This is a genomic window from Polaromonas sp. JS666 (genome assembly GCF_900103405.1).
Classification (GTDB): domain Bacteria; phylum Pseudomonadota; class Gammaproteobacteria; order Burkholderiales; family Burkholderiaceae_C; genus Polaromonas.
In genome coordinates, this window is the sequence record NZ_FNHX01000012.1 from 68,771 (window position 1) to 85,756 (window position 16,986).

The window sequence follows — 16,986 nt, forward strand, 5'->3', positions numbered from 1 at the left end:
CATACAAAGCCACCACCCTCTCAAAAGCAGCCTGCAAGAGTCTTGACCGAGACGTATCTTGTGCACGCTTGGGCGAACCGTAACCAACCCGGAGAACCCAGTGCTTTTGTCTCTACAGGGAAACACCCCTCACGCCATCCTGGCGCTCGCAGACGGCACGGTCTTTATCGGCAATTCGATTGGAGCCGCGGGCTCCACAGTCGGCGAAGTGGTGTTCAACACCGCGATGACCGGCTACCAGGAAATCCTCACGGATCCCAGCTACTGCCAGCAGATCGTCACCCTCACGTACCCGCATATCGGCAACTACGGCGTCAATGCCGAAGACGTCGAGGCTGAAAAAGTCCACGCCGCCGGCCTGATCATCAAGGACTTGCCGCTGCTGGCCTCGAATTTCCGTAAATCCATGACCCTGTCCGAATACCTGGTCAAGGAGAAAACCGTCGCCATCGCCGGCATAGACACCCGCCAGCTGACCCGCCTGCTGCGCACCAAGGGCGCGCAAAACGGCTGCATCCTGGCTCTGCCTGCCGGCGAGGCGGTGAGCCAGCCCGCGATCGAGAAAGCCGTCGCGGCGGCCCGTGGCGCCCCCAGCATGGCCGGCCTGGACCTGGCCAAGGTTGTCTCGGTCAAGCAGACCTACGAATGGACGCAGACCGAGTGGAAACTCGGCGCGGGCTACGGCGTGCAGATCACGCCCCGGTTCCACGTTGTGGCCTTCGACTTCGGCGTGAAGAAAAACATCCTGCGCATGATGGCCGAGCGCGGCGCGCGCATCACCGTGGTGCCGGCGCAAACGCCCGCCGCCGACGTGCTCAAGCTCAAACCGGACGGCATCTTCCTGGCCAACGGCCCGGGCGACCCCGAGCCTTGCGACTACGCGATCACCGCGGTGCGCGAGCTGATTGAAACCGGCATCCCGACCTTCGGCATCTGCCTGGGCCACCAGATCATGGCGCTGGCCAGCGGCGCGAAGACCTTCAAGATGAAGTTCGGCCACCACGGTGCCAACCACCCGGTCAAGGACCTGGACAACGGCCGCGTCAGCATCACCAGCCAGAACCACGGCTTCGCGGTCGACGAGAAGAGCCTGCCGGCCAACCTGCGGCCCACGCACATCAGCCTGTTCGACGGCACACTGCAAGGCCTGGCCCGCACCGACAAGCCGGCGTTCTGCTTCCAGGGCCACCCTGAAGCCTCGCCCGGCCCACACGATATTTCATACTTGTTTGACCGTTTCACCGCGCTGATGGAACAGGCCGGGGAGAAGAAGAATGCCTAAGCGCACAGACATCAAAAGCGTCCTCATCATAGGCGCCGGCCCCATCATCATCGGCCAGGCCTGCGAGTTCGACTACTCCGGCGTGCAGGCCTGCAAGGCGCTGCGCGAAGAGGGCTACAAGGTCATCCTGATCAACAGCAACCCCGCCACGATCATGACCGACCCGGCCACCGCCGACGTCACCTACATCGAGCCCATCACCTGGCAGACGGTCGAAAAAATCATCGCCAAGGAGCGTCCCGACGCCATCCTGCCGACCATGGGCGGGCAGACCGCGCTCAACTGCGCGCTGGACCTCTGGCACAACGGCGTGCTCGACAAGTACAAGGTCGAGCTGATAGGCGCCAAGCCCGAGGCCATCGACAAGGCCGAAGACCGCCTGAAGTTCAAGGACGCGATGACCAAGATCGGGCTGGGCTCGGCCCGCTCCGGCATTGCGCACAGCATGGACGAAGCCTGGGCCGTGCAAAAGAGCGTCGGCTTCCCCACCGTGATCCGCCCCAGCTTCACGCTGGGCGGCACCGGCGGCGGCATCGCCTACAACTCCGAAGAATTCGAAGTCATCTGCAAGCGCGGCCTGGAAGCCTCGCCGACCAACGAGCTGCTGATTGAAGAGTCGCTGCTCGGCTGGAAAGAGTACGAGATGGAAGTCGTGCGCGACACCGCCGACAACTGCATCATCGTCTGCTCCATCGAAAACCTGGACCCCATGGGCGTGCATACCGGCGACTCCATCACGGTCGCACCGGCCCAGACGCTGACCGACAAGGAATACCAGATCCTGCGCAACGCTTCGCTGGCCGTGCTGCGCGAGATCGGCGTGGACACCGGCGGCTCCAACGTGCAGTTCTCCATCAACCCGGTCGACGGCCGCATGGTGGTGATCGAAATGAACCCGCGCGTCTCGCGCTCCTCGGCGCTGGCTTCCAAGGCCACGGGCTTTCCGATCGCCAAGGTCGCGGCCAAGCTGGCCGTGGGCTACACGCTGGACGAGCTGCGCAACGAGATCACGGGCGGCGCCACCCCCGCGAGCTTCGAGCCCAGCATCGATTACGTGGTCACCAAGATTCCGCGTTTCGCGTTCGAAAAATTCCCGGCCGCCGATTCGCGCCTGACCACGCAGATGAAATCCGTGGGCGAAGTCATGGCCATGGGTCGTACCTTCCAGGAGTCCTTCCAGAAAGCGCTGCGCGGCCTGGAAGTCGGCGTGGACGGCATGAACGAGAAAACCCAGGACCGCGAAGTGCTCGAGAAAGAGCTCGGCGCGCCCGGCCCGGACCGCATCTGGTATGTGGGCGACGCCTTCGCCCAGGGCATGAGCGTCGATGAGGTTTTTGCGCTGACCAAGATTGATCCCTGGTTCCTGATCCAGATCGAGCAGATCGTCAAGATCGAGCTGGAGCTCGAAACCACCTCGCTCGACAAGATTGACGCCGTCACGCTGCGCACGCTCAAGCAAAAAGGCTTTTCCGACCGCCGCCTGGCCAAGCAGCTCAAGACCACCGACACGGCCATCCGCGAAAAGCGTCGTGCGCTGGGGGTGCGTCCGGTCTACAAGCGCGTGGACACCTGCGCCGCCGAGTTCGCGACCAATACCGCCTATATGTACTCGACCTACGAGGCCGAAGGCAGCGAGTGCGAAGCCGCGCCCACCGACAAGAAAAAAATCATGGTGCTGGGCGGTGGGCCCAACCGCATCGGGCAGGGCATCGAATTTGACTACTGCTGCGTGCACGCGGCGCTGGCCATGCGCGAAGACGGCTACGAGACCATCATGGTCAACTGCAACCCCGAGACGGTCTCCACCGACTACGACACCAGCGACCGCCTGTATTTCGAGCCGCTGACGCTGGAAGACGTGCTCGAGATCGTCGACAAGGAAAAACCGTTGGGTGTGATCGTCCAATACGGCGGCCAGACGCCCCTGAAGCTGGCGCTGGACCTGGAGGCCAACGGCGTGCCCATCATCGGCACCTCGCCCGACATGATCGACGCGGCCGAAGACCGCGAGCGCTTCCAGAAGCTGCTGCATGAGCTCAAGCTGCGCCAGCCGCCCAACGCCACGGCGCGCACCGAGCCCGAGGCGCTCGAAAAAGCCGCCGCGCTGGGTTACCCCCTGGTCGTGCGCCCCAGCTATGTGCTGGGCGGCCGTGCCATGGAAATCGTGCACGAGCAGCGCGACCTCGAGCGCTATATGCGCGAGGCCGTCAAGGTCAGCCATGACTCACCCGTGCTGCTGGACCGTTTCCTGAACGACGCGATCGAATGCGACGTCGACTGCCTGCGCGACCCCGAAGGCCGGACCTTTATCGGCGGCGTGATGGAGCACATTGAACAGGCCGGCGTACACAGCGGCGACTCGGCCTGCTCGCTGCCGCCGTATTCGCTGAGCGCGGAGACCGTGACCGAAATCAAGCGCCAGACCGCGGCCATGGCCGAGGCGCTGACGGTGGTGGGCCTCATGAACGTGCAGTTCGCGATCCAGAACATCGACGGCAAGGACGTGATCTACGTGCTGGAAGTCAACCCGCGCGCGTCGCGCACCGTGCCCTTCGTCAGCAAGGCCACCGGCATCCAGCTGGCCAAGGTGGCGGCGCGCTGCATGGTCGGCCAGTCGCTGGCCTCGCAAGGCATCAAGGACGAAGTCACGCCGCCTTACTTCAGCGTCAAGGAAGCGGTCTTCCCCTTCGTCAAATTCCCTGGCGTGGACACGATTCTCGGCCCCGAGATGAAATCCACCGGCGAGGTCATGGGCGTGGGCAAGACCTTCGGCGAAGCCTTCGTGAAGTCCCAGCTGGGCGCGGGCACCAAGCTGCCGACCTCGGGCAAGGTTTTCCTGACCGTCAAGAATAACGACAAGCCGCGCGCCGTGGAAGTCGCGCGCGCGCTGGCCGCGCAGAAGTTCGAGCTGGTGGCGACCAAAGGCACGGCGGCCGCCATCCAGGCGGCGGGCATTGCCTGCACCGTGGTCAACAAGGTCACCGAAGGGCGGCCGCACGTGGTGGACATGATCAAGAACAACGAGATTGCCCTGGTCATCAACACCGTCGAAGAGCGGCGCAACGCGATCACCGATTCGCGCCAGATCCGCACCTCGGCGCTGCTGGCCCGTGTGACGACCTACACCACGATTGCCGGCGCCGAAGCGGCCGTGGAGGGCATGAAGTACCTGGACAACCTGCCGGTCTATTCGGTGCAGGAACTGCATGCCCAACTGGCCTGAAAGGGCCTGAAAACCCGAGCCCGGCCACCGGTTTTTCCCGGATTTCGCCGGGCCCGATTTGCATTAAACTTGTTTCATTGAAGTTTTGAATTCAAGCGCCGCCGCCAGGTGACTGGTGGCGGTTTCGCTTTTGCAGGAGCAAAAAACATGGCCACCATCCCCATCACCAAGCGCGGCGCGGAAAGCCTCAAGGCGGAATTGCACCAGCTGAAAACCGTGGACCGCCCCTGGGTCATCAATTCGATTTCCGAAGCGCGCGCCCAGGGTGACCTCAGCGAAAACGCCGAATACGACGCCGCCAAGGACCGCCAGGGCTTTATCGAAGGCCGCATCCAGGAAATCGAAGGCAAGCTGTCGGCCGCCCAGATCATTGACCCGTCCGAACTGGACGCGGGCGGCAAGGTCGTGTTCGGCTCCACCATAGAACTGGAAGACGAAGACACCGGTGACAAGGTGACCTACCAGATCGTCGGCGAAGACGAGGCCGACATCAAGCTGGGCCGTGTCAACATCAGTTCGCCGATCGCGCGCGCATTGATCGGCAAGGACGAGGGCGACACGGCCGAAGTCCAGGCGCCAGGCGGTATCAAGCGCTACGAAATCATCGCGGTGATGTATATCTAGATTTCACCCATGAAGCAGCGCTTCAATGTGATGGTGGCGGCCCTCTGGTGGGGCAGCCTGACCGGTCTGGGTTTTGTCGTCGTCCCTATGCTGTTCGCCAACTTGGGCACGCCCGCCGCGGCCGGTGCCATGGCGGCCAGGCTATTCACCGCGCAGGCCTGGCTCAGCACGGGCTGTGCCATGCTTTTGCTGCTGGTACTCAATAAGAAAGACGACGCGGCCCTTGCGCTGCAGGCACAGGCGGCCATGAAGTTTGTGGTGGCCGGCTTGTTGCTGGCCTTGCTGGTGGAGTTCGGTATCGCGCCGCGCATCGTCAGTGCGCGCGCTGACGGCGGCAACCTCAAGCTCTGGCATGGGCTGGGGACGGCCCTTTATGTCGTGCAGTGGTTGTGTGCCGGCCTAGCGCTGTGGCGCCTGGCGCCCACGTCGCAAGCCGCCCAGCCGCCCGCTGCGGACTAAGCGCTTCAGCCGCGCTCAGCGGCTTCGAGTGTGTTGACCAGCAGCATGGTAATGGTCATGGGGCCCACACCGCCGGGCACCGGCGTGATGTAGCCGGCAACTTCCTTGACCCCGTCAAAGTCCACGTCACCGCAAAGCTTGCCCTCGTCATTGCGGTTCATGCCCACGTCGAGCACGACGGCGCCGGGCTTGACCATGTCCGCCGTTAGCACATTACGCTTGCCGACGGCGGCCACGATCACGTCGGCCTGCAGTGTCATGGCCTTGAGGTCCTTGGTGGCGCTGTGGCAAATGGTGACGGTAGCGTTTTTCTGCAGCAGCATCAGCGCCATGGGCTTGCCGACGATGTTGCTGCGGCCTATCACCACGGCGTGCTTGCCCTTGAGGTCGTAGTGGATGCTCTCCAGCATCTTCATGCAGCCGTAGGGCGTGCAGGGCCAGAAGCCGGGCTGGCCGACCATGAGCGCGCCGGCGCTGGCGACGTGAAAGCCGTCCACGTCCTTGGCCGGCGAGATGGCTTCGATCACCTTGTGCGCATCGATGTGCGCGGGCAACGGCAGCTGCACCAGGATGCCGTGGATGGCCGGGTCCTTGTTGAGCGCGTCCACGCGCGCCAGCAGGTCGGCTTCGCTGAGGGTGGCGGGGTATTTTTCGAGCACCGAATGCAGGCCGCTGTCCTCGCAGGCTTTGACCTTGTTGCGCACATAGACCTGGCTGGCCGGGTTTTCGCCCACCAGCACCACGGCCAGGCCGGGCGTGATGCCGCGCGCGCGCAGGGCGGCGGCCCGCCGCGCGACGTCGGCGCGCAATTGTTTGGAGAGGGCATTTCCGTCAATCAGCTGGGCGGTCATTTTTGAATCGGTTTTTCAAAGTAAAAACGCCCGCTGGTCCAATCAATACGGGCGTCAAGGGCTATCGCAAAGACAGCGAAGGAGCGGTCAGCCTTTGGGCGCGTTGGACCCCAGGGCGATTTTGAGCAGGTCGGCCACGGTGTTGGCGTTGAGCTTTTCCATGATGTTGGCGCGGTGCGCCTCCACCGTCTTGATGCTGATGCCCAGGTCGTCGGCGATCTGCTTGTTGAGCCGGCCGGCCACGATGCGCTCGAGCACTTGGGCCTCGCGAGAGGTCAGCTTGGCCAGCAGGGCGTCGCGGCTGGCGGACTGCTGGAACTCGCTGAAGGCTTCCTTGGCCTGCTCCAGCATGCGCTCGACCAAGTTGACCAGGGCTTCTTCCTGGAACGGCTTCTGGATGAAGTCCATCGCGCCTTTTTTCATGGTGTTGACCGCCATGGGCACGTCGCCGTGGCCGGTGATGAACACGATGGGCAGCGGCGACTTGCGCTCGACCAGGCGGTCCTGCAGCTCCAGGCCGGTCATGCCGCCCATGCGGATGTCGACGATCAGGCAGGCCACTTCGCGCGGGTCGTAGCGGGAGAGGAAGGTTTCGGCCGAGTCGTAGCAGCGGACGCGGTAGTCCTTGCCCTCGAGCAGCCACTGCAGCGAGTCGCGCACGCCCTCGTCATCATCAACGACGTAGACGGTACCTTTTTTGGGAATCAAGCTCATGCCAAACTTTCTTTCGTGAACTTCTCAAGAGACGGTTCTTGAAGGGTTTTCAGTGAACGCCTGCGTTCCTGGCTGCCGTGCCGTCGCCGGCTGGCGCCGTCGGCAGGATCAGGGGTGTCACAGGGATCCAGAAGGTAAACCGGCACCCCACCACTTCGTCCCCATTGTAGAGGTTCTCTGCCTCCATTCTTCCCTGGTGGGACTCGACGATGCTGCGGCAAAGCTTCAGGCCTATGCCCATGCCTTCGGCCTTGGTGGAGTAGAAGGCCTCATAGAGCCGGCCCATGACTTCAGGCGACAGCCCGCGCCCGGTGTCGAGCACTGAAAACTCCACCACGGCCTGGTCCTCGATCTGTTTGGGCACCACACGCAGCTCGACGCTGCGGCGCGCCGTGGGCAGGTGGGCCTGCTCGATCGACTCAGCCGCGTTCTTCATCAGGTTGATCAGCACCTGCTCGATCAGGATGGGGTCCACCATGATTTCAGGCAGGCGGGCCGCGATGTAGTGGCTCAGGCGCACATGGTGGCGGCGCAGCTCGATGTCGGCCAGCTCCATGGCGTTGCTGACCATGGTGGCCACGTCGGCCGCCATGCGGTTGGGCTCGCTGCGTTTGACGAAGGAGCGTATGCGCTGGATGATCTGGCCGGCGCGGTGCGCCTGCTTGGCGGTCTTGTCCAGCGCGATCAGCAGGTCTTCGTTGCTGATCTGCTTGCCCTTGATGCGCGAGACCATGCCGTTGCAGTAGTTGTTGATGGCCGTGAGCGGCTGGTTCAGCTCGTGCGCCACGCTGGAGGCCATTTCGCCCATGGTGATCAGGCGGCTGGCGGTCTGGGCCCGCTCGTTTTGCTGGGCGGCCTGCTCCTCGGCATGGCGCCGCGGCGTGATGTCGGTGGCGATCACCATCTGGGCCAGGCGGCCGTCCACCCAGGTCAAGTAGCGCGAACGCACTTCCAGCCACTTGCTGAGTTCGGGCACGTAGATCTCGGCGTTTTCCGTCTGCGCCGCCGTCAGCGTGTCAGTCGGGAAGCCGGCCAGGCCATCGACCGCGTCCAGTGTGTCGTCGGTGGGCACGGCGCTGGGCACGCCGGCCTGCGCGATCAGGTTCAGGTGGCCCGACACCTCGCCGCCAAACCAGGAGCGGTACAGCTTGTTGGCGAACAGCAGCTCTTCGCTGCCCAGCGGCGCCACCGAGACGGCCGCGTCCAGCCCTTCGAGCACCGTGGTGAAGCGCTCATAGGAGGCGGTCAGCTCCTCGCGGATGCGCTTGGGCTCGGTGATGTCCGTCATGGAGGTCATCCAGCCGGTCTGCTGGCCGCGCGGGTCGATCAGCGGCGAGACATACATGCGCGCATCGAAGATCTGCCCGTTCTTGCGCTTGACGCGCACCTCGAAGCCGCCCGGCGGCGTGCGGCCGTGCAGCTCGTCGTCCAGCCGCTGCATCAGCGTGTCGATCTCGCCTTCCGGCCAATGCGGAAACGGCGGCGTGCGGCCCACCAGGTCGCCTTCGGTCAGGCCCGTCATCTGGCAGAAGGCCGGGTTGACGTAGGTGATGCGGCCTTGCAGGTCGAGTGCGCGCATGCCGGTCAGCATGGAGTTTTCCATGGCGCGGCGGAAGTTGGTCTCGGCGATCAGCGCCTGCTGGGCCTGCACGCGGCGGCGCGTGTGGCGCCAGGTGCCCAGCAGCATCCACACCGTGAGCGCGCTCAGCGCGCTGACCAGCCAGAAGAAACCGCTGCCCACCACGCCCAGGGAGGCCCGGTAACCTTCGGCGCGTATCAGCAGGCCGTTGCCGACCGGCGAGACCGGTATCTCGTATTCGGCCGCGCCGTCGGACCAGGGCAGCAGGCGGGACGCGGGATTACGCGGCGGCGGCAGGTTGCCCGCCAGCACCCGGTTTTTGTCATCGATCAGGGTCACCGCGTATTTGGCCGTGACCTCGGTCGGCACGCCGAAGCGCAGCAGCCCGTCAATGGAGTACTCACCCATGATGACGCCGGCGAACTTGCCCTGGTCGTCCAGCGGCACCTGCAATTGCAGGGTGGGCGCGTTGTAGCCGCCGGCTTCCTTGGGCGTCAGCGGCCGCGAGTACACGGGCTGGCGCAGGTCACGGGCCAGCTCGTAGGTGCCGTCGGTCTCGCCGACCTTGAGCTGTTCTCCGGCGCCGCGCAGCTGGCTGCCGTTGGCGCTGGGCGATACATAGGCCACCTTGATGCGCCGCTTGCTGTCCACCCAGGTCACGGCCATGAGCTCGGGGTACTGGTTGACCAGCGACTCGGCCTGGGTGATGAATTCCTCGGTGTCGACTTCCTTGTTGGAGACGTCGCGGCCTATGCGCATGAGCTGCTCCTGCCGCTCCAGCAGGCGCAGGCGCAGGCGCTGCTGGGCGTATTCCACGTCGCGCTTGACGGCCTGCTGCTCACGGTCGATTTCCTCGATGCGCAGGTAGCCGAAGGCGGCGATCACGGCCGCCAGGAAGAGCGCGACGGCCAGCAGCGGGCCCAGCGTGATGAAGCGGTCCTGGCGCGACGGCGACTGCCGCCGCCACCAGCGGCGCCACAAGGCCAGGGGAGCGGGGGTCACCGCGGAGTCGGCGAGGGCAGGGGCTTGCTGGGTCATAGGAGGAATGGTGCAGTTTAAGGGAGATGCTCCCGGCATTCAGGGTTGACCCTGATCTTCGAAGGTGAAGCACGGCGCGGCGATGCGGCCGCAATGCCTCGGAAAAGGACTGTCCCGGGTCTGTTGATGCGACGTATGCTTACTTTTAAATTTCTTAATGTGAAATCAATAAGCACTATTTGAAATCTCACAAATATTATGAGAAACTAGGGACTTGAATCTAATTTGCGTTTACAACACGTTTAGACCCAAGTTGGACACAGGCCCTGTGAGCGGCTCGACAAGAGGCCGCATCGCAGCTTAAACAAGCTTTATCAGGCTACTCAGGAGACAAACATGGCTGCCAATCCCACCCAAGCCGGCGACAACTTGCGCGCCGCCGCCAACGACGCGCTGGACAAAGACAGCCAGGAAACCCGAGAGTGGATGGACGCCTTGTCCGCCGTCATCGAAAGCGAAGGCCCGGAGCGCGCCCACTTCCTGCTGGAGCAACTGCTGGAGCACGCCCGCCAGAAAAGCATAGACATGCCTTTCTCGGCCAACACCGGCTACGTCAACACCATCGAGACCGACCAGGAAGAGCGCTCGCCCGGCAACCTCGAGATCGAGGAGCGCCTGCGCGCCTACATGCGCTGGAATGCCATGGCCATGGTGGTCAAGGCCAACCGCCTGCACCCCGCCGACGGCGGCGACCTGGGCGGCCACATCGGCTCCTTCGCCTCGCTGGCCAGCCTGTTCGGCGCCGGCTTCAACCACTTCTGGCACGCCGAGAGCGAGAACCACGGCGGCGACTGCCTCTACATCCAGGGCCATGTGTCGCCCGGCGTCTATGCCCGCGCCTACCTTGAAGGCCGCCTGACTGAAGAACAGCTGCTCAACTTCCGCCAGGAAGTCGACGGCAAGGGCCTGTCCAGCTACCCGCACCCCAAACTCATGCCCGAGTTCTGGCAGTTCCCCACCGTCTCCATGGGCTTGGGCCCGCTGATGGCGATCTACCAGGCGCGTTTCCTCAAGTACCTGCATGCCCGCGGCATCGCCAACACCGAAAACCGCAAGGTCTGGGCCTTCCTCGGCGACGGCGAGATGGACGAAGTTGAATCCATGGGCGCCATCGGCCTGGCCGCGCGTGAAAAGCTCGACAACCTGGTCTTCGTCATCAACTGCAACCTGCAGCGCCTGGACGGCCCGGTGCGCGGCAACGGCAAGATCATCCAGGAGCTCGAAGGCGAGTTCCGCGGCGCCGGCTGGAACGTCATCAAGCTGCTGTGGGGCAGCAACTGGGACCCGCTGCTGGCCCGCGACAAGGACGGCGCGCTGCGCAAGGTCATGATGGACACGCTGGACGGCGACTACCAGGCCATGAAGGCCAACGACGGCGCCTATGTGCGCAAGCATTTCTTCGGCCAGGACCCGCGCACGCTTGAAATGGTCGCCAAGATGAGCGACGAGGACATCTTCAACCTGCGCCGCGGCGGCCACGACTCGCAAAAGGTCTATGCGGCCTTCCATGCGGCCGTCAAGCACAAGGGCCAGCCCACCGTCCTGCTCGTCAAGACCGTCAAGGGCTTCGGCATGGGCAAGATCGGCGAAGGCAAGAACAACGTCCACCAGACCAAAAAACTGGCCGACGAGGACATCAAGGCCTTCCGCGACCGCTTCAACATCCCGATTCCCGACAGCAAGCTGGCCGACATTCCCTTCTACAAGCCGGCCGACGACACGCCCGAGATGCGCTACCTGCACGAGCGCCGCAAGGCCCTGGGCGGCTACCTGCCGCACCGCCGCGTCAAGGCCGACGAGCAGTTCACCGTGCCCGCGCTGGAGACCTTCAAGTCGGTGATCGAGCCCACGGCTGAAGGCCGCGAAATCTCCACCACCCAGGCCTATGTGCGCTTTCTCACGCAGCTGCTGCGCGACCAGGCCCTGGGCCCGCGCGTCGTGCCCATCCTGGTGGACGAGGCCCGCACCTTCGGCATGGAAGGCCTGTTCCGCCAGATCGGCATCTACAACCCCGACGGCCAGAAATACACGCCGGTCGACAAAGACCAGGTGATGTACTACAAGGAAGACAAGCAGGGCCAGATCCTGCAGGAAGGCATCAACGAGGCCGGCGGCATGAGCAGCTGGATCGCGGCGGCCACCTCGTACAGCACCAACAACCGCATCATGGTGCCGTTCTACGTGTACTACTCGATGTTCGGCTTCCAGCGCATCGGCGACCTGGCCTGGGCGGCCGGCGACATGCAGGCGCGCGGCTTCCTGCTCGGCGGCACCTCGGGCCGCACCACGCTCAACGGCGAAGGCCTGCAGCACGAAGACGGCCACAGCCACATTCTGGCCGGCACCATTCCCAACTGCATCAGCTACGACCCCACCTTCGCGCACGAAGTCGGCGTGATCCTGCACCATGGCCTCAAGCGCATGGTCGAGAAACAGGACAACGTTTATTTCTACCTCACGCTGCTCAATGAGAACTACGCGATGCCCGGCCTCAAGCCCGGCACCGAAGAGCAGATCATCAAGGGCATGTACCTGTGCAAAGAGGGCGCAAAACTCACGCCGCGCGTCCAGCTGCTGGGCTCCGGCACCATCTTGCGCGAGTCCATCGCCGCGCAGGAACTGCTCGAAAAGGAATGGGGTATTGCCGCCAACGTCTGGAGCTGCCCAAGCTTCAATGAACTGGCCCGCGACGGCCAGGGCACCGAGCGCTGGAACCTGCTGCACCCGGCCGACAAGCCGCAGGTGTCCTTCGTGGCCCAGCAGCTTGAAAAGCACACCGGCCCCGTCATCGCGTCGACCGACTACATGAAGGCCTACGCCGAGCAGATCCGCCCCTTCATCCCCAAGGGCCGCACCTACAAGGTGCTGGGCACCGACGGCTTCGGCCGCAGCGACTTCCGCAGCAAGCTGCGCGAGCACTTCGAAGTCAACCGCCATTACATCGTCGTGGCGGCGCTCAAGGCGCTCAGCGAAGAGGGCACGGTGCCGGTTGCCAAGGTGGCCGAGGCCATCAAAAAATACGGCATCAATGCCGACAAGATCAACCCGCTTTACGCTTGAGTTAACACCCTGACGTAGACGCCTGAACGCCTGAAGCAAACGGAGACAAGAATATGGCAGTGGTAGACATTCAAGTTCCTGATATCGGGGATTTCGACGAAGTGACCGTGATCGAATTGCTGGTCAAGCCCGGCGACACCGTCAAGGCCGAGCAGTCGCTGATCACCGTGGAGTCCGACAAGGCCTCCATGGAAATCCCCTCCAGCCACGCGGGTGTGGTCAAGGAACTGCGGGTCAAGCTGGGTGACAAGGTCAAGCAGGGCTCGGTCGTGCTGACGCTGGAAGTGGCTGGCGCCGGAGCCGCCGCACCGGCTCCCGCCGCAGCGGCCAAACCGGCCGCCGCGCCGGCAGCTCCCGCAGCCGCTTCGCCCGCACCGGCGCCTGTAGCGGCCCCTGCGGCCTCCGGCCCGGTCGAAGTCCGTGTGCCCGACATCGGCGACTTCAAGGACGTGTCCGTCATCGAAGTGCTGGTCAGGCCCGGTGACACCATCAAGGCCGAGCAATCGCTGGTAACCGTCGAATCCGACAAGGCCTCAATGGAAATCCCGTCCTCGGCCGCCGGGGTGCTCAAGGAACTCAAGGTCAAGCTGGGCGACACCGTCAACATCGGCGACCTGCTGGCCATCCTCGAAGGCTCTGCGGCCGCAGGCGCATCGCCTGCTGCGGCGCCGGCCCCCGCGCCAGCACCTGCTCCCGCCGTCGCTGCGGCGGCAGCCGCGCCCGCACAGGCCACCGCATCGGCCCCCGCGAGCCAGCCGGCCCATGACCCCACCACGGCGCCGCAAGGCAGCCTGCCGCACGCCTCGCCCTCGGTGCGCAAGTTCGCGCGCGAGCTCGGCGTGCCGCTGGCCGAAGTCAAGGGCTCAGGCCCCAAGGGGCGCATCACGCAGGACGACGTGCAGGCCTTCACCAAGTCGGTGATGGACGGCAGCGTCCGCACCCAGGCGCAGGCCGCCAAAGCCCCGGCATCGTCCGGCGGGGGCGCCGGCCTCGACCTGCTGCCCTGGCCCAAGGTCGACTTCACCAAGTTCGGCCCGGTCGAGCGCAAGGACATGTCGCGCATCAAGAAGATCAGCGGCGCCAACCTGCACCGCAACTGGGTGATGATCCCGCACGTCTGCAACCACGACGATGCCGACATCACCGAGCTCGAAGCCTTCCGCGTGCTCATGAACAAGGAAAACGAGAAAGCCGGCATCAAGATCACCATGCTGGCCTTCCTGATCAAGGCTTCGGTTGCCGCGCTCAAGAAATTCCCCGAGTTCAACGCCTCGCTCGACGGCGACCAGCTGGTGCTCAAGCAGTACTACAACATCGCCTTCGCCGCCGACACCCCCAACGGCCTGGTCGTGCCGGTCATCAAGAACGCCGACCAGAAGGGCATCGTGCAGATCTCGCAGGAGATGGGCGAACTCGCCAAGAAGGCGCGCGACGGCAAGCTGAGCCCGGCCGACATGTCCGGCGCCTGCTTCACGATCTCCTCGCTGGGCGGCATTGGCGGGCGCTACTTCACGCCCATCATCAACGCGCCCGAAGTCGCCATCCTGGGCGTCTGCAAGAGCTCGACCGAGCCGGTCTGGGACGGCAAGGCCTTCCAGCCGCGCCTGATGCTGCCGCTGTCGCTGAGCTGGGACCACCGCGTGATCGACGGCGCCGCCGCCGCGCGCTTTAACGCCTACCTCGGACAGATCCTCGCCGACTTCCGCCGCGTCCTTCTTTAATCCGAAGATGACAACGCTTGTAGTCGTCAAAAAGGCGGGGCAGGTTGCCATCGCCGCCGACACGCTGGTCACCTTCGGCGACACCAGCCTGGGCCACCGCTTCGAGGCCAACAGCAAAATCTTCAAGGTCGACACGCCCGCCGGCATGAGCTACGTCGGCATGGCCGGCACCGTGGCGCATTTCCCGGTGCTGCGCAAGGCCATGGCGGCCCTGCCCAAGGACCAGCTCAAGCTGGGCTCGCGCGACGAGGTTTTCGACACCTTCGTCAAGCTGCATCCGCTGCTCAAGGAAACGTTTTTCCTGCAGACCAAGGAAGACGACAACGACCCCTACGAGTCCAGCCAGTTCACCGTCGTGATCGCCAATGCCAGCGGCATCTACGGCCTCTACAGCTACCGCGAGGTCTTTGAGTTCAAGGAGTTCTGGGGCATAGGCTCGGGCCGCAGCTTCGCGCTGGGCGCCATGCATGCCGCCTGGGACAAGGCCAAGACCGCGCGCGAAGTGGCCATGGCCGGCCTCAATGCGGGTTGCGAGTTCGACAAGAACTCCGCCGGACCCGTCGACATATTCACCCTTAAATTGAAAGCCTCCAAATGAGCGCATCCAGCCTGGTAGACATCAAGGTGCCGGACATTGGCGATTTTGACGAAGTGTCCGTGATTGAAGTGCTGGTCAAGGCCGGCGACACCATCAAGGCCGAGCAAAGCCTGATCACCGTGGAAAGCGACAAGGCCTCGATGGAGATTCCATCGTCCGCTGCCGGCGTGGTCAAGGAGGTCAAGGTCAAGCTGGGCGACAAAGTCAAGCAAGGATCCATCGTGCTGACACTGGAAGCCTCCGGCGCCGCTGCCGCCGCTCCAGCGCCCGCACCTGCGCCTGAGAAGAAAGCCGCTGCTCCGGCCGCATCTGCCCCTGCCGCGCCCGTCCCAACGGCCACCAGCTTCAGCGGCTCCGCCGATCTCGACTGCGACGTGCTGGTGCTGGGCGCCGGCCCCGGCGGCTACTCGGCCGCCTTCCGCGCCGCCGACCTGGGCCTGAAGGTCGTGCTGGTCGAGCGCTACGCCACGTTGGGCGGCGTCTGCCTCAACGTCGGTTGCATTCCCTCCAAGGCGCTGCTGCACGTGGCGGCGGTGATGGATGAGGTCAAACATTTCGACAGCCTGGGCGTGAGTTTCGGCGAGCCCAAACTCGACATCAACAAACTGCGCACGCACAAGGAAAAAGTCGTCGGCAAGCTCACCGGCGGGCTGACGGCCATGGCCAAGATGCGCAAGGTCACCACTGTGCGCGGTGTTGGCCAGTTTGTGGGTGCCCATCATCTGGAAGTTGAAGAAACCAGCGGCGCCCAAGGCCAGGAAAAAACCGGCAAAAAACAAACCATCGCGTTCAAGAATTGCATCATTGCCGCTGGCTCGCAAGCCGTGCGCCTGCCTTTCATGCCGGATGATCCCCGCGTGGTCGACTCCACCGGCGCGCTGGCGCTCAAAGAGGTTCCCAAACGCATGCTGATCCTGGGCGGCGGCATCATAGGCCTGGAAATGGGCACCGTCTATTCCACCCTGGGCGCGCGCCTGGACGTGGTCGAGATGATGGACGGCCTGATGCAGGGCGCCGACCGCGACCTGGTCAAGGTCTGGCAGAAGATGAACGCGCCGCGTTTTGACAACATCATGCTCAAGACCAAGACCGTGGGCGCCAAGGCGACCAAGGCCGGTATTGAAGTGACTTTCGAAGGCGAGGGCGCCCCAGCGCCGCAGACCTATGACCTGGTGCTGCAGGCCGTGGGCCGCACACCCAATGGCAAAAAAATCGGCGCCGAGAAGGCCGGCATCAGCGTGAGCGACCGCGGCTTCATCCCCGTCGACATCCAGATGCGCACCAACGTGCCCCACATCTTCGCCATCGGCGACATCGTGGGCCAGCCCATGCTGGCGCACAAGGCCGTGCACGAAGCGCATGTGGCCGCCGAAGTCATTGCCGGTGAACTGCAGGGCAACAAGGAACTGGCCAGCGCCGCCTTCAATGCCCGCGTGATCCCCAGCGTGGCCTACACCGACCCCGAAATCGCCTGGGTGGGCCTCACCGAAGACCAGGCCAAGGCGCAGGGCATCAAGGTCAAAAAGGGCCTGTTCCCCTGGACGGCCTCCGGCCGCGCCATCGCCAACGGCCGCGACGAAGGTTTCACCAAGCTGCTGTTTGACGACAGCCCTGAAGCGCACGGCCACGGCAAGATCCTGGGCGGCGGCATTGTCGGCACCCATGCCGGCGACATGATCGGCGAGATCGCGCTGGCCATCGAAATGGGCGCCGACGCCGTCGATATCGGCAAGACGATACACCCGCACCCCACGCTAGGCGAAAGCATGGGCATGGCCGCGGAAGTGGCGCACGGCAGCTGCACTGACTTGCCGCCGGCGCGCAAGTAAGCCGCGCG

Annotated in this window: 11 protein-coding genes; 8 read left to right on the plus strand and 3 right to left on the minus strand. The window is 64.2% G+C overall.

All coding sequences use genetic code 11. The annotated features are described in order from the left end of the window. Positions 1–100 precede the first annotated feature (100 nt). From carA to BLQ85_RS21170, 4 genes are all read left to right on the plus strand, one after another. Positions 101–1,282: a glutamine-hydrolyzing carbamoyl-phosphate synthase small subunit gene (carA, locus tag BLQ85_RS21155; protein WP_074579941.1), complete on the plus strand. Its 1,182-nt coding sequence runs from the start codon at positions 101–103 to the stop codon at positions 1,280–1,282. Continuing rightward, complete coding sequence (gene carB, locus BLQ85_RS21160) at positions 1,275–4,505, plus strand: carbamoyl-phosphate synthase large subunit (protein ID WP_074579942.1); 3,231 nt, start codon at positions 1,275–1,277, stop codon at positions 4,503–4,505. The genes carA and carB overlap by 8 nt, the downstream gene beginning before the upstream one ends. Positions 4,506–4,652: 147 nt before the next feature. After that, on the plus strand, positions 4,653–5,129 hold the full coding sequence (gene greA, locus BLQ85_RS21165; protein WP_074579943.1) for a transcription elongation factor GreA: 477 nt from the start codon (positions 4,653–4,655) through the stop codon (positions 5,127–5,129). A gap of 9 nt (positions 5,130–5,138) precedes the next feature. Beyond that, positions 5,139–5,588, plus strand: coding sequence for a DUF4149 domain-containing protein (locus BLQ85_RS21170; RefSeq protein WP_074579944.1), 450 nt, complete (start codon positions 5,139–5,141; stop codon positions 5,586–5,588). A 5-nt stretch (positions 5,589–5,593) separates the two neighbouring features. On the opposite strand, the gene folD is transcribed toward BLQ85_RS21170, so the two are convergent. The 3 genes from folD to BLQ85_RS21185 all read right to left on the minus strand — a co-directional run bounded on the left by folD (position 5,594) and on the right by BLQ85_RS21185 (position 9,770). Further along, positions 5,594–6,439: a bifunctional methylenetetrahydrofolate dehydrogenase/methenyltetrahydrofolate cyclohydrolase FolD gene (folD, locus tag BLQ85_RS21175; RefSeq protein WP_074579945.1), complete on the minus strand. Its 846-nt coding sequence runs from the start codon at positions 6,437–6,439 to the stop codon at positions 5,594–5,596. Positions 6,440–6,526: 87 nt separating this feature from the next. Further along, positions 6,527–7,153: a response regulator transcription factor gene (locus BLQ85_RS21180; protein ID WP_007866460.1), complete on the minus strand. Its 627-nt coding sequence runs from the start codon at positions 7,151–7,153 to the stop codon at positions 6,527–6,529. A 49-nt stretch (positions 7,154–7,202) separates the two neighbouring features. Then, complete coding sequence (locus BLQ85_RS21185; protein ID WP_139201083.1) at positions 7,203–9,770, minus strand: PAS domain-containing sensor histidine kinase; 2,568 nt, start codon at positions 9,768–9,770, stop codon at positions 7,203–7,205. Between the two features lie 336 nt (positions 9,771–10,106). Between BLQ85_RS21185 and aceE the strand changes: the two genes are divergently transcribed. From aceE to lpdA, 4 genes are read left to right on the plus strand one after another with little or no spacing between them, the layout of a single operon-like run. Further along, positions 10,107–12,830, plus strand: coding sequence for a pyruvate dehydrogenase (acetyl-transferring), homodimeric type (gene aceE, locus BLQ85_RS21190; protein WP_074579947.1), 2,724 nt, complete (start codon positions 10,107–10,109; stop codon positions 12,828–12,830). A 53-nt stretch (positions 12,831–12,883) separates the two neighbouring features. Beyond that, on the plus strand, positions 12,884–14,551 hold the full coding sequence (gene aceF, locus BLQ85_RS21195) for a dihydrolipoyllysine-residue acetyltransferase (RefSeq protein WP_074579948.1): 1,668 nt from the start codon (positions 12,884–12,886) through the stop codon (positions 14,549–14,551). Positions 14,552–14,558: 7 nt separating this feature from the next. Beyond that, positions 14,559–15,149: an Ntn hydrolase family protein gene (locus BLQ85_RS21200; protein WP_007862769.1), complete on the plus strand. Its 591-nt coding sequence runs from the start codon at positions 14,559–14,561 to the stop codon at positions 15,147–15,149. Then, a complete protein-coding gene (gene lpdA, locus BLQ85_RS21205) occupies positions 15,146–16,978 on the plus strand; it encodes a dihydrolipoyl dehydrogenase (protein ID WP_074579949.1) in 1,833 nt (610 codons plus the stop codon). The genes BLQ85_RS21200 and lpdA overlap by 4 nt, the downstream gene beginning before the upstream one ends. Positions 16,979–16,986 lie beyond the last annotated feature (8 nt).

What these genes read in the sequence shown, in the direction of transcription:
- BLQ85_RS21170 (WP_074579944.1), top strand. Translation starts at nt 5,139, where the DNA reads ATGAAGCAGCGCTTCAATGTGATGGTGGCGGCCCTCTGGTGGGGCAGC.
- BLQ85_RS21200 (WP_007862769.1), top strand. Translation starts at nt 14,559, where the DNA reads ATGACAACGCTTGTAGTCGTCAAAAAGGCGGGGCAGGTTGCCATCGCC.
- folD (WP_074579945.1), bottom strand. Translation starts at nt 6,439, where the DNA reads ATGACCGCCCAGCTGATTGACGGAAATGCCCTCTCCAAACAATTGCGC.
- BLQ85_RS21185 (WP_139201083.1), bottom strand. Translation starts at nt 9,770, where the DNA reads ATGACCCAGCAAGCCCCTGCCCTCGCCGACTCCGCGGTGACCCCCGCT.
- aceE (WP_074579947.1), top strand. Translation starts at nt 10,107, where the DNA reads ATGGCTGCCAATCCCACCCAAGCCGGCGACAACTTGCGCGCCGCCGCC.
- carB (WP_074579942.1), top strand. Translation starts at nt 1,275, where the DNA reads ATGCCTAAGCGCACAGACATCAAAAGCGTCCTCATCATAGGCGCCGGC.
- greA (WP_074579943.1), top strand. Translation starts at nt 4,653, where the DNA reads ATGGCCACCATCCCCATCACCAAGCGCGGCGCGGAAAGCCTCAAGGCG.
- BLQ85_RS21180 (WP_007866460.1), bottom strand. Translation starts at nt 7,153, where the DNA reads ATGAGCTTGATTCCCAAAAAAGGTACCGTCTACGTCGTTGATGATGAC.
- lpdA (WP_074579949.1), top strand. Translation starts at nt 15,146, where the DNA reads ATGAGCGCATCCAGCCTGGTAGACATCAAGGTGCCGGACATTGGCGAT.
- aceF (WP_074579948.1), top strand. Translation starts at nt 12,884, where the DNA reads ATGGCAGTGGTAGACATTCAAGTTCCTGATATCGGGGATTTCGACGAA.